Here is a 12,882-nt window from a genome sequence, read left to right as displayed (position 1 = left end):
GACCATCCAGATGGCCACGACCGCAGATTCCCATTCGCTGCATGCGCATGACGACCATGCTCATGCCGATCATGACCACAAGCCGGGCTTCTTCGCCCGCTGGTTCCTCAGCACCAACCACAAGGACATCGGCACCCTTTACCTGATCTTCGCCATCTTCGCCGGCATCATCGGCGGGGCGCTTTCCGGCTTCATGCGCTGGGAACTGGCGAATCCGGGGATGCAGATCCTGCCCTGGTTCACGGGCGGCAATATCGACGCCGCCTACCATCTGTGGAACGTGTTCATCACCGGCCACGGCATGATCATGGTGTTCTTCATGGTGATGCCGGCCTTGATCGGCGGCTTCGGCAACTGGTTCGTGCCGCTGATGATCGGCGCGCCGGACATGGCCTTCCCCCGCCTCAACAACGTCTCCTACTGGCTGACGACGACGGCCTTCGTGCTGCTCTGCGTCTCCATGTTCGTCCCCGGCCCGGCCGGGTTCGACGGGGCCGGCACTGGCTGGACGGTCTATCCGCCGCTCTCCACCTCGGGCCACCCCGGGCCGGCGGTCGATCTCGCCATCTTCGCGCTGCACCTCGCCGGCGCCAGCTCGATCCTGGGCGCCATCAACTTCATCACCACCATCTTCAACATGCGCGCACCGGGCATGACGCTGCACAAAATGCCGCTCTTCGTCTGGTCGGTGCTGGTCACCGCCTTCCTGCTGCTGCTGTCGCTGCCCGTGCTGGCCGGCGCCATCACCATGCTGCTGACGGACCGCAACTTCGGCACCACCTTCTTCGACCCCGCCGGCGGCGGCGACCCGATCCTCTACCAGCATCTCTTCTGGTTCTTCGGCCACCCCGAAGTCTATATCATGATCCTGCCGGCCTTCGGCATCGTCTCCCACGTGCTCGCCACCTTCAGCCGCAAGCCGGTGTTCGGCTATCTCGGCATGGCCTACGCCATGGTGGCGATCGGCTTCGTCGGCTTCGTCGTCTGGGCGCACCACATGTTCACGGTCGGCCTGTCGGTGAACACCAAGATGTATTTCACCGCCGCGACGATGATCATCGCCGTGCCCACCGGCATCAAGATCTTCTCGTGGATCGCCACCATGTGGGGCGGCAAGCTCACCTTCCAGACGCCGATGCTCTGGGCGCTGGGCTTCATCTTCATGTTCACGGTCGGCGGCGTCACCGGCGTCGTCCTCTCGAACGGCGGCGTCGACACCTACATGCACGACACTTACTATGTCGTCGCCCACTTCCACTATGTGCTGTCGCTCGGCGCCGTGTTCGGCCTGTTCGCCGGCTTCTACTACTGGTTCGGCAAGATGTGGGGCCGGGACTATAACGAGTTCCTGGGCAAGCTGCATTTCTGGATATTCTTCATCGGCGTGAACGTGCTGTTCTTCCCGATGCACTTCCTGGGGCAGGACGGCATGCCGCGCCGCATCCCGGACTATCCGGAAGCCTATCACTACTGGAACCACATCGCCTCCATCGGCTATGCGATCATGCTCGTCGGCATGGTGGTGTTCTTCATCAACGTCTTCTGGTCGCTGTTCGCCGGCCGCAAGACGGCCGACAACCCCTGGGGCGAAGGCGCCACCACGCTTGAGTGGACGCTTTCCTCGCCGCCGCCGTTCCACCAGTTCGAGACCATTCCCGACCTGCGGAACATGAAGGGCCATCATTGAGGGCGGGAATGGCAAGCAATCCCCACCTCACGCAACCGGGAAGGGCGCCGGGCGGCGCCCTTCCGGCCGCCCTTTCCACGGCTGACTGGCGGGACTATTGGTCCCTGCTGAAGCCCCGGGTGATGACGCTGGTGGTCTTCACCGGCGCCTGCGGCCTGTTCGCCGCGCCCGGCCATATCCACCCCTTCCTCGCCTTCGTGGCGATCCTCTGCATCGCCACCGGCGCCGGCGCGGCCGCCGCCTTCAACCAATGGTGGGAGGCGGACATCGACGCGGTGATGAAGCGCACCGCCAGCCGCCCGCTCCCCTCCGGCCGGCTGGAGCCCGACCAGGCGCTCGCCTTCGCCATCATCCTTTCGGTCGCCTCGGTCGTCACGCTGGGCTTCGCGACCAACTGGGTCGCGGCCGCGTGGCTCGCCTTTTCCATCTTCTTCTACGCGGTCGTCTACACCATCTGGCTGAAGCCGCGCACGCCGCAGAACATCGTCATCGGCGGCGCCGCCGGCGCCTTCCCGCCGATCATCGGCTGGGCCGCCGTCACCGGCGACGTGACGGCGCTGCCGCTGCTGCTCTTCGCCATCGTCTTCGCCTGGACCCCGCCGCATTTCTGGGCGCTCGCCCTCTTCGTGCGCAGCGACTATGCGAATGCCGGAATCCCGATGCTGCCCGTCACCCATGGCGTGCGCGAAACCCGGCGGCAGATCCTCGCCTACAGCCTGGTTCTCGCCGCCGTCGCGGTGGCGCCCTGGGCGCTCGGCCTGCTGGGCGCGGTCTACGGCCTCTCGGCCACGCTGCTCAGCCTCGTCTTCGTGGCGCTCGCCGCCCGCGTCGCCGCCAGCACCACCGAGGAGCCGGCGGAAATGCAGGCGGAAAAGCGGCTCTTCAAATATTCGCTGCTTTACCTCGCGGCCATCTTCGCCGCCCTCGTCGTCGACAGGAGCGTCGCATGAACTGGTCGCCCGATGAAGAGCAGGCCTATGTCGCCCGCCGCCGCAAGCGCAATCTGGTGATCGGCCTCGTGCTCGGCGCCTTCGCCTGCCTGTTCTACGGAATCACCATTTCCAGGATGGCCGGATGAGCGCCGCGACCGACAGCCGCCATCGGAAGGTCGGCCTGATGGCCGGCGGGATCGCGCTGGCCATGGTCGGCCTCGCCTATGCCTCGGTGCCGCTTTATCAGATCTTCTGCCAGGTCACCGGCTTCGGCGGCACCACGCAGAAGGTGGACGCCGGCAGCCTCCCGTCCGACGAACAGGTCCGCGCGCTCGCCGGCAAGACGGTGAAGGTCCGCTTCGACGGCAATGTCCGCGGCGGACTCCCCTGGCGGTTCGCGCCGGCGCAAGGGCCGATGGAAGTGAAGATCGGCCAGCAGAACATCGCCTATTACAAGGCCAGTTCGTCGGCCGGCACGCCCACCACCGGCACCGCCACCTTCAACGTGACGCCGGCCGCCGCCGGGCAATATTTCGCCAAGATCCAGTGCTTCTGCTTCAACGAGCAGACGCTCGGCCCCGGCCAGTCGGCGGAAATGCCGGTGGTCTTCTACGTCGACCCGGCGATCCTCGACGACCCGGACGCGAAGGACATCAGCGAGATCACGCTCTCCTACAGCTTCTATCCTCTGGACCAGCCGACGAAGGCGCCGGGCCTCTACGCCACGGGCAAGGCCGACATCGCCGCCGTGCAGGCTGGAACGAAAGACCAGGTTGCACGCCGCTTGCCCTCCCCTGCCCGCGCAGGCTAGGGCTCCACAAAACAAAGGTTCAGGTGAGAGACATGGCTTCCGGCAAGACGCACGATTTCCACATCCTACCGCCCAGCCCCTGGCCGATGACGGGGGCGATTTCCGCCATGGTCATGCTCGGCGGCGCGGTTTTCTGGTGGCACGACGCCAGCTGGGGCAAATGGGTGTCGGCGCTCGGCCTCATCGGCGTGCTGGCCACCTTCTTCTTCTGGTTCTCCGACATCCGCGACGAAGCCAACGCCGGCGACCATACGCCGGTGGTGCAACTTCACCACCGCTATGGGATGATCCTGTTCATCGCGTCGGAAGTGATGTTCTTCGTCGCCTGGTTCTGGGCCTTCTTCGCGGCCGCGCTCTTCCCCTCCACGGCGGAAGCGGTCGGCGGCGTCTGGCCGCCCAAGGGGATCGAGCCGCTGGACCCCTTCGTCTATCCGCTCCTCAACACGCTGATCCTGCTGCTGTCCGGCACCACCGTCACCTGGGCGCACCATTCGCTGATCCACGGAGACCGCAAGGGCTTCAAGCAGGGCCTGTGGCTGACGGTCGGCCTCGGCATCCTCTTCTCGATCCTGCAGGCCTATGAATACAGCCACGCCACCTTCGGCATGTCCGGCAACATCTACGGCGCCACCTTCTACATGGCGACCGGCTTCCACGGCTTCCACGTGATCGTCGGCACCATCTTCCTCGCCGTCTGCCTGTGGCGCGCCTATCTGGGCGACTTCACGCCCAAGCAGCATTTCGGCTTCGAGGCGGCCGCCTGGTACTGGCACTTCGTGGACGTGGTGTGGCTGTTCCTCTTCCTCACCATCTACATCTGGGGCTCCAATTTCGGGGCGGCCGTGGTTGCCCACTGAGCCGCGCCCCAGGCAGGAAAGCAAGGCCCCGGCGGGAAACCGCCGGGGCTTTGCTGTATAGCGATGCGCCCGCATCGCGCTTTTCCCTGGGTGCCGACCCTGATGGTGCTGGTCGCCGTTCCGATCCTGATCGGCTTCGGCCTGTGGCAGTTGCAGCGGATGCACTGGAAGGAAGGGCTGCTGGCCGACATGCGCGCCGCCAGCGCCCAGCCGCTGCTGCCGATCGACGGCGCCATTCCGGCGCAGATCCTGTTCCGGCAGGTGGAAATCCTGCTCGACTGCCCGCAGCAGCAGCCGGTCGCCGACGCGGCGCGCAACGCCGCCGGCGCCAGCGGCTGGTCCACCCGCCTCCTCTGCCGCGCCCCCGCCGGCGAAAGCGTGCAACTCGTCCTCGGCTGGTCGGACCGCCCCGACGGCTGGGCGAAGCTCGGCGCAAACGCCCCTCCCCCCGGCCCGCGCCGCGTGCTGGGAACGCTCGCCCCGGCCGAAAAGGCCGATTATCGCCTCTACGCCCGGGAAAGCCCGGCGCCGCTCGTCCCCGTCGCGCCGCCGACGCCCGATTCGCTTCCCAACAACCACTTCGGCTACGCCATCCAGTGGTTCAGCTTCGCCGCCATCCTCGCCGTCGTCTACGGCCTCTGGCTGCGCCGCTGGCTTGCGCAACGCGACGCGGAAGCCTAACCCGCCTCGGCCATGCACTATCAGAGCACGAGGGGGCAGGCCCCCGATCTCGACTTCCGCGGCGCAACGCTCGCCGGCCTCGCAACCGATGGCGGCCTTTACCTGCCCGCCGAATGGCCGCGCCTTTCGCCCCAGACGATCGAGACGCTGGCCACTGCCAGCTACGCCGAAACCGCGTTCACGGTGATGCGCCCCTTCGTCGAAGGCGCGCTGAGCGACGCGGAGCTGAAAACGCTCATCGCCCAGGCCTATGGCGATTTCGGCCACGCTGCCGTCACCCCGCTGGTCGAGCTGGATCACCGCCACTGGCTGCTGGAACTGTTCCACGGCCCGACGCTCGCCTTCAAGGATGTGGCGCTGCAACTGCTGGGTGGCCTGTTCGGGCATTTCCTGGCGGACGGCGAACGCATCACCATCGTCGGCGCCACCAGCGGCGACACCGGCTCCGCCGCGATCGAGGCGGTGGCCGGCCGGCCGGGCATCACCATCTTCATGCTGCACCCGCAGGGCCGCGTCTCGGAAGTGCAGCGGCGGCAGATGACCACGGTCAACGCTCCCAATGTCCACAACATAGCCGTGGACGGCAGCTTCGACGATTGCCAGGCATTGGTAAAGAGCCTCTTCAACGACCAGCCGTTCCGCGCCGAAATGCAGCTGTCGGCCGTCAACAGCATCAACTGGGCGCGGCTGCTGGCGCAGATCGTCTATTATGTCCACGCCGCGTCGCGTCTCGGCGCGCCGCACCGGCAAGTCTCCTTCTCGGTGCCCACCGGCAATTTCGGCGACGTCTTCGCCGGCTATTGCGCGGCGCGGATGGGGCTTCCCATCGGCCGGCTGCTGGTCGCCACCAATGTGAACGACATCCTCGCCCGCGCGCTCAACGCCGGTGACTATTCCGTCGGCCAGGTCGCCCCCACCGCCACCCCGTCGATGGACATCCAGGTCAGCTCCAACTTCGAGCGCCTGCTGTTCGACCTGCACGGCCGCGACGGCGCCGCGCTCGCCGCCACCATGGCCAGCTTCGAGGCGACCGGCCGCATGGCGCTCTCGGAGGCGCAGCGAGCCGAGGCCGGAAAGCTGTTCCTCGCCGAGCGCGTCGACGAGACCGGAATGATGCAGGCGCTCGCCTGGGCCAACAGCGAATGCGGCCAGTTGCTCGACCCGCACACCGGAGTCGGCCTCGCCGCCGCCCGCGCCCGCGCGGACGAGCTGCCCGGCCCCATCGTCACGCTGGCGACCGCGCACCCGGCCAAATTCCCCGAAGCCGTGGAGCGCGCCACCGGCGTCCACCCCAGCCTGCCGCGGCGCGTGCAGCATCTGTTCGACCGCGAGGAGCGGTTCGAACGGCTTCCCGCCGACGCCGAGGCGCTGAAGGCGCATATCCGAAAGCACGCATGACCCATCGCCTCACCCGCCTCGACAACGGCCTCACCATCGTCTCGCTGGCGATGCCGGGCCTGGAAACGGCGGCGCTCTCCGTCAACGCCGATGTCGGCGCCCGCAACGAAAGCGCGGCGGAAAACGGCCTTGCCCACCTTTACGAGCATATGGTGTTCAAGGGCACCGGCAGCCGCTCCGCCCGCGCCATCGCCGAGGCGATCGAGGATGTCGGCGGCTCGCTGAACGCCTGGACCTCGCGCGACACCACCTGCTTCCACGCCCGCGTGCTGGCCGGCGACGTGCCGCTGGCGCTGGACCTGCTGGCCGATCTGCTGACCGACGCCAGCTTCACCGACGCCGATCTGGCGCTGGAACGCGAAGTGGTCCTCTCCGAAATCGGCGAGGCGCTGGAAACCCCGGACGACCTCGTCTTCGACCATCTGCAAGCCATCGCCTTCCCCGGCCAGAGCCTTGGCCGCAGCATCCTCGGCACCGGCGAAAGCCTCGCCGCGCTCGACGCCGGCTCGCTGCGCCACTGGCGCGATACGCATTATCGCGGCGAGGGGCTGATCGTCGCTGCTGCCGGCAAGGTCGATCACGACGCGCTGGTCGAGCAGGCGGGCCGGCTGTTCGCGCACACCCCCGCCGGCCGCCCCGGCCCGATCGAGCCCGCGCGCTGGAGCGGCGGCACAAGGGCGGACGCGCAGAAGAACGAGCAGCTGCACGTCGCGCTCGGCTTCCAGGGCTTCGGGCCGGAGGACAAGCGCTTCGACGCCGCCCGCCTCTTCGCCATGGCGCTCGGCGGCGGCATGTCCTCGCGCCTGTTCCAGGAATTGCGGGAGGAGCGCGGCCTCGCCTATTCCGTCAGCGCCTCGCACGCGCTCCACGCCGACACCGGCCTCTTGAGCCTCTACGCCGCCGCCCGCCCGAAGGACGGCGCGCAACTGCTGGACCTCGCCCGCCGGATCGCCAACGACACCGCCGCGACGCTGACGCCCGCCGAACTCAACCGCGCCCGCGCGCAGCTGAAAGCGGCGATCCTGATGGGGCTGGAAAGCTGCTCGGGCCAGGCGGACTGGCTGGGCGGCTCGCTCATCACCTGGGGCCGGGTGGTGCCGGCGCAGGAAGTGATCGAAACGCTGAACGCCGTTTCCCTGGACGAGGTGCGCGCCGCCGGCGCCGCCATGCTGCAGGGCCCGCCGGCGCTGGCGGTGGTCGGCCCGAAGGCCGCCACGCTGGCGGCATGACGGGCGCGCTCGAAACCCTCGTCGCCGAACCCACGGCCGATTTCGCGCTTGTCGATTCCGGCCATGGCCGCAAGCTGGAGCGCTGCGGCCCCTATCGCTTCATCCGCCCGGAACCGCAGGCGATGTGGGCGCCCGCCAGCGCCGGCTGGCCGGCGGACGGCGAATTCGTCGGCGGCTCCGACGAGGAGGGCGGCGGCCGCTGGCGCCTCGAACCGCAGGTGCCCGCCGCCTGGCCGATCGAACAGGCCGGCGTGAAACTGCACGCCCAATGCACCCCCTTCCGCCACCTCGGCTTCTTCCCGGACATGGCGCCGCATTGGGCGCGCCTCGCCGCGCTGCCGGCGGGCAGCAAGGTGCTGAACCTGTTCGGCTACACCGGAGTCGCCTCGCTGGTGGCGGCCAAAGCGGGCTGCGAAGTGGTGCATGTCGACGCCTCGAAAAAGGCCATCGAGCAGGCCCGCGCCAACGCCCAGCTTTCCGGTCTCGCCGACAGGCCGATCCGCTGGATCACCGAGGACGCGCGCAAATTCACCGCCCGCGAAGTCCGCCGGGGCCGCCGCTACGACGCCATCCTGCTCGACCCGCCGAAATTCGGCCGCGGCCCGGAGGGCGAGGTCTGGGATCTGCCCCAGCACCTCCCCGCCCTGCTAGCCGATTGCACGAAGCTGCTCGACGCCGACAGCCGCTTCCTCATCCTCACCACCTATGCCGTCCGGCTTTCGGCGCTGGCGTTGGAAGGCCTGCTGCAACCGCTCGCCGGGCATCTGCCGGGCCGGGTGCAGGCCGGCGAAATGGCGATCCGCGAGGAAGGCCGGGGCCTGCTTCTGCCCACGGCGATCTTCGTTCGCTGGGAACATGGCTCGGTTCATCGCTTAGACGCTTGACCGGAAGCTTCAGCCGCGAAACATTCGCCCGCGCCGCATCCGGCCAAATCCCCCTGAGGAGACGGAAAGACATGAAGGCGTATCTTTTCCTGAGCTTTCTGATCGCGGCCACGCCCGCCGCCGCGCAGATGCGCATCCTCGACAGCACGCCGCATGTGGACGACCCGCTGACCGCGCCCATCCTTTCCGACCCGCTGGGCGACCTGTCGCCCACGCGCGTCAGCCTGCTGCAGGGCAATACGGAAAAGCTGGGCGATGGCAAATATCAGCCGGAAATCGGCCAGGCCGGCAAGGACGTCATCTGGGTGCCGACACCCGACAGCCTGGTGAAGGCGATGCTGACGGTCGCCGAAGTGAAGCCCACCGATTATGTCGTCGATCTCGGCTCGGGCGACGGGCGCATCGCCATCGCCGCCGCCCGCGATTTCGGCGCCCGCGCCACCGGCCTCGAATACAACCCCGACATGGTGGCGCTGGCCCGCCGCAAGGCGATCGAGGCAGGCGTCGCCGGCAAGGCGACTTTCCGCCAGGCCGACATCTTCGAAACCGATTTCTCCGACGCGACAGTCGTCACCATGTATCTGCTGCCAAGCCTCAACCTGAAGCTGCGCGACACGCTGCTGAAGATGAAGCCCGGCACCCGCATCGTCTCCCACGCCTTCACGCTGGGCGACTGGGAGCCGGAGCGCAGCATCACCACCGACGACGCCACCGGCTATTACTGGATCGTGCCGGCGAACGCCGCCGGCCGCTGGGCCTTCGAAGTCGGCAACGAACGCTTCGCCGCCGAAATCGGCCAGCAATATCAGATGCTCAGCGTCGCGCGCGGCGGCTCGCTGAAGGACGGCCGGGTGAAAGGCACGCAGGTGCAGTTGAACCGCGCCAACGGCCAGCCGCTCAACGGCGAAATCCGCGGCGACCAGATGCAGGGCCGCGGCTGGGTCGCGACCCGAATCCGCACCGGCGGCTGAACCGATCTTGCAGGGCCAGTCCACCACGCCCCGGCGGGCGCTCTCGCCGGCGGATGTCGCCGCGCTGATCGTCGGTATCGTCATCGGCGCCGGAATCTTCCGGGTCCCGGCCGATGTCGCCGCCGCCACCGGCAGCGTCGCCGGCTCGCTCCTCCTCTGGCTGGCGGGGGGGCTCGCCGCGCTCACCGGCGCGCTCTGCTACGCCGAGCTGGCCACCCGCTTCCCCTCCATCGGCGGCGAATATCATTTCCTGCGCCTCGCCTGGGGGCCGCGCCTGGGCGCCCTCTTCCTCTGGGCGCGCATCGCCGTGATGCAGACGGGCGCGATCGCCACCGTCGGCTTCGTCGCCGGGGACTATGCCTCGGCCGTCTGGCCCTCCGGCCCCTCGCCCGCCATCTGGGCCGGGGCATCGGTCGCCGCCGTCACGCTCGCCAACATGATCGGGCTGGAGGCCGGCCGCCGCAGCCAGATCCTCTTCGTCGGCGCCGAGCTGCTGGCGCTCGCCGCCATCCTCGCCGCCGCCGTGGCGCTGGGCTTCGGCGGCGAGGCCGGGCAGGTCGCCGGCAGCGGCCAGCCCTCCTCCGGCGCCACGCTGGGTCTGGCCTTCGTCTTCGTGATGCTGGCCTATGGCGGCTGGAACGAGGCCGCCTATGTCTCCGCCGAAGTGCGCGGCGGCCCGCGTTCCATGGTGAAGGCGCTGGTGCTCGGCCTCGGCCTCGTCACCCTGCTCTACATCGCCGTCAACGCCGCCTTCCTGCTGAGCTTCGGCGTCGAAGGCCTCGCCGGCACGCCGGCGCCCGCCACCCGGCTGGCGGAGGCCGCCTTCGGCCCCGGCTTCGCGCTGCTGATCGGCGCCTCGGTCGTCACCGCCGCCCTTTCCACCCTCAACGCCACCGTCATCACCGGCGCCCGCGCCATGTGCGCCGGCGGCGCGCATATCCCCGCCCTGAAACCGCTCGGCCAATGGGACAGCGCCCGCTCCGTCCCCCGCCCCGCCCTCGTGGTGCAGGGCCTCATCGCCCTTGCCCTCACCGCCTATGGCGCCACCGCCCGCGACGGCTTTACGGCCATGGTCGCCTTCGGCGCGCCGGTCTTCTGGCTGTTCCTGGCGCTGACCGCCGCCTCGCTGTTCCGCCTGCGCCGGCGCTTCCCGCAGGCGCAAGGCTTCTCCGTGCCGCTCTACCCGCTGATCCCGCTCATCTTCCTCGCGGTCACGCTGGGCATGCTCTGGTCGTCGCTCGGCTACGCCCAGTTCTTGCTCGGCCAGTCGGAGGCCGGACGGCTGGCGGGGATATTGGGCATCGCCCTGCTGGCGTTGGGGATTCCGCTGGCCTGGAAGGCGCGGTAGCCGGCGCCTCCGGCGGCCAGGGCTTCGCCCTGGACCCAGCAGGGGCGTGACGCCCCTGCACCCCCGGTTCTCGGGGTTTGCGGGAAGGTGCGGCTTGTGTGGATTTCGATAGCCTGCGGCGCAGGCAAGCCCCGCGCCGCAAGCGACCGAAACGGCTACGCGCGCGAACAGGGAGCCAATTTACACCCCTCCCAATAATTCGTCACCCCGGGCTTGACCCGGGGTCCAGCTTCTTCGCGCACAAAACCGAAGATCGCACACCCCTAGCTTCAGAACCAATCTGAGAACAGGGGGTGCAGGGGCGTCACGCCCCTGCTGGAGTGAAGGGGCAAAGCCCCTTCAAAAACGTCGCCTCACGAAACCCCGCCGGCCGCCGGCAGCGCCTTCAGCCGCGCCATCTCGCCCTTGAACTGCCTCAGGTCTCCGCCGCCCAGTTGCGTGCCGCCCATGAATCTGGCCTGTCGCGGATCGACGGCGACGCCATTCTGCCAGACCTCATAATGCAGGTGCGGCCCGGTCGAAAGCCCGGTCGAGCCCACCTGGCCGATGGTCTGCCCCTGGGAGACCTGCTGGCCGTTCTTCACGCCGATGCGGTGCATATGGGCGTAGCGCGTGCGCAGCCCCCGGCCGTGGTCGATTACCACAACATTGCCATAGCCCCCGCCCCAGCCGGCCATCACCACCGTGCCCGAGGCCGAGGCCTGGATCGGCGTCCCCGTGCGGGCGGCGAAATCCACCCCCTTGTGCATGCGGCCATAACCAAGCACCGGATGGAAGCGCATGCCGAAGCCCGAGGAAAGCCGCGCCCCCGACACCGGCGAGCGGATGAGCCCCTTCTTCACCGCCTCGCCATTCTGCCAGAAGAATTCGCCCTTGTTTCCCCAGCGCATCAGCGAGACGTTGGAGCGGCCGTTGATGAGCCCGGCATAGAGCAGCCCGCCCATTTCGGACTCGCCGGTTTCGGCCCGGCGGTTGGCGACGATGATCTCGAACCGGTCGCGCCGGCCGATGTCGCGTTGCAGGTCGATGGCATAGCTCATCTGCCGGCGATATTCGGCGACGATGTGGGCGGGAATGCCGGCCGCCCGCGCCGCGCGGTCGAGCGACGTGCCGACCACCCCGGTCACCCTCAGCGGCGTGTTGTCGATGCGGATGGGGATTCGCTTCAGCTTCAGCTCGCCGTCCGCCCCCCGGCTGAACTCCACCTTGCTGTCGAAGGTGGCGCGGAAGGCCAGATGCTCGAGTGGCCTCGGATCGGCGCGGCTTTCCCGCCGGCCCAGCACCATCTTCAGATCGGTTCCGGGCTTCACGCCGCTGCCGCTGACCACGCCCGAAAGCAGCGAGCGGATCCGGTCGAGATCGGCCTTGCCGAGGCCGGACCGCCGAAGCGCGGCTTCCAGCCCGCCCGATCCCACTTTGGCGGTGAGTTCGATGCGCGGCCGCTCGGGCGTTTCCGAAAGCCGTTTCGCCATGGCGGTCGGCGCGGCGCGGCGCCCGGTTTCGCTGCCGCCCGCAAGCGAGGAGATGGCGCCGATCTGCCGCTCTTCCAGCTCGGCCATGGAGGGCGTGGCGGGCACATGCCCCACCAAAGTCGGCGTGCGGCCGCCGATGGTGACGGCGGCGCCGATCAGCGCCGCCAGCGTCGCCGCGCCGCGCCACCAGCGCCCGGACCCGATGCTGTCGCCCAGATCGACGAGGATTTCGGCTTCGGCGATCCCTGTCGCGGTGCGGTGCAGCGCCGCGCCGGAGCGCGCGAGCATTTCGCGATGCCGGCCCTTGCGGCTGGGCTTGTCCCGCGCCTGCGCCGGCGCTCCGGCAAGCGCCAGATCAGCAAGCGTGGCCAAGACCCGGGCCCTTTCCGGCGGGAAGCGGAATCTCCGTCGCGATGGCGGCCTTCAGCGGCAAGAACGACCCCTCAAATCCCCGGTCCGCGGCCCATGGCGATGGGCCGAAGTAAGTTATTGGCGCGCATACCTGAATCAGCTTCACGCCGGGGTCAACGCCCGCTTTCCCTTGCCCCCCGCCCCCTGCGACGAAATGCCCCCCGAAGACGGCGAACCGAATCCGCTCCCAAGCGCCTTCCC

At 68.7% G+C, this 12,882-nt stretch carries 12 protein-coding genes; 11 read left to right on the top strand and 1 reads right to left on the bottom strand.

Annotated features, from left to right (window positions below; all coding sequences use genetic code 11):
• Positions 1–10: 10 nt before the first annotated feature.
• The 11 genes from ctaD (at position 11) to L6Q21_RS17385 (ending at position 10,798) form a co-directional block, all read left to right on the top strand.
• A complete protein-coding gene (gene ctaD / locus L6Q21_RS17430; RefSeq protein ID WP_237832031.1) occupies positions 11–1,687 on the top strand; it encodes a cytochrome c oxidase subunit I in 1,677 nt (558 codons plus the stop codon).
• Positions 1,688–1,695: 8 nt separating this feature from the next.
• Positions 1,696–2,637 (top strand): heme o synthase, encoded by a 942-nt coding sequence (cyoE, locus tag L6Q21_RS17425; RefSeq protein WP_237832030.1) that lies wholly within the window; start codon positions 1,696–1,698, stop codon positions 2,635–2,637.
• Complete coding sequence (locus L6Q21_RS18080) at positions 2,634–2,765, top strand: hypothetical protein (RefSeq protein ID WP_255696979.1); 132 nt, start codon at positions 2,634–2,636, stop codon at positions 2,763–2,765. Before cyoE ends, L6Q21_RS18080 begins: the two co-directional genes overlap by 4 nt.
• Positions 2,762–3,430 carry a cytochrome c oxidase assembly protein gene (locus tag L6Q21_RS17420; RefSeq protein ID WP_237832029.1) on the top strand — a complete coding sequence of 223 codons (669 nt, stop codon included), beginning with the start codon at positions 2,762–2,764 and terminating at the stop codon, positions 3,428–3,430. Before L6Q21_RS18080 ends, L6Q21_RS17420 begins: the two co-directional genes overlap by 4 nt.
• A gap of 32 nt (positions 3,431–3,462) precedes the next feature.
• Positions 3,463–4,287 (top strand): cytochrome c oxidase subunit 3, encoded by an 825-nt coding sequence (locus L6Q21_RS17415; protein WP_237832028.1) that lies wholly within the window; start codon positions 3,463–3,465, stop codon positions 4,285–4,287.
• 63 nt (positions 4,288–4,350) lie between these two features.
• Positions 4,351–4,968 carry an SURF1 family cytochrome oxidase biogenesis protein gene (locus L6Q21_RS17410; RefSeq protein ID WP_237832027.1) on the top strand — a complete coding sequence of 206 codons (618 nt, stop codon included), beginning with the start codon at positions 4,351–4,353 and terminating at the stop codon, positions 4,966–4,968.
• Between the two features lie 12 nt (positions 4,969–4,980).
• Entirely contained in the window at positions 4,981–6,366 is a 1,386-nt protein-coding gene (gene thrC / locus L6Q21_RS17405) for a threonine synthase (RefSeq protein WP_237832026.1), read from the top strand.
• Positions 6,363–7,595 carry a M16 family metallopeptidase gene (locus tag L6Q21_RS17400; protein WP_237832025.1) on the top strand — a complete coding sequence of 411 codons (1,233 nt, stop codon included), beginning with the start codon at positions 6,363–6,365 and terminating at the stop codon, positions 7,593–7,595. Before thrC ends, L6Q21_RS17400 begins: the two co-directional genes overlap by 4 nt.
• Positions 7,592–8,479 (top strand): class I SAM-dependent methyltransferase, encoded by an 888-nt coding sequence (locus L6Q21_RS17395; protein WP_237832024.1) that lies wholly within the window; start codon positions 7,592–7,594, stop codon positions 8,477–8,479. The genes L6Q21_RS17400 and L6Q21_RS17395 overlap by 4 nt, the downstream gene beginning before the upstream one ends.
• 71 nt (positions 8,480–8,550) lie before the next feature.
• Entirely contained in the window at positions 8,551–9,450 is a 900-nt protein-coding gene (locus L6Q21_RS17390) for a class I SAM-dependent methyltransferase (RefSeq protein WP_237832023.1), read from the top strand.
• Positions 9,451–9,457: 7 nt separating this feature from the next.
• Complete coding sequence (locus tag L6Q21_RS17385; RefSeq protein WP_237832022.1) at positions 9,458–10,798, top strand: APC family permease; 1,341 nt, start codon at positions 9,458–9,460, stop codon at positions 10,796–10,798.
• Between the two features lie 353 nt (positions 10,799–11,151).
• On the opposite strand, the gene L6Q21_RS17380 is transcribed toward L6Q21_RS17385, so the two are convergent.
• Positions 11,152–12,642, bottom strand: a complete 1,491-nt coding sequence (locus tag L6Q21_RS17380) for a peptidoglycan DD-metalloendopeptidase family protein (RefSeq protein WP_237832021.1) — start codon at positions 12,640–12,642, stop codon at positions 11,152–11,154.
• Between the last annotated feature and the right edge of the window lie 240 nt (positions 12,643–12,882).

Source organism: Sandaracinobacteroides sayramensis, from assembly GCF_022014495.1.
GTDB classification, from domain to species: Bacteria; Pseudomonadota; Alphaproteobacteria; order Sphingomonadales; family Sphingomonadaceae; genus Sandaracinobacteroides; species Sandaracinobacteroides sayramense.
Note: the sequence above shows the minus strand (reverse complement) of the source record. Positions and strands in the feature narration are given on the sequence as shown.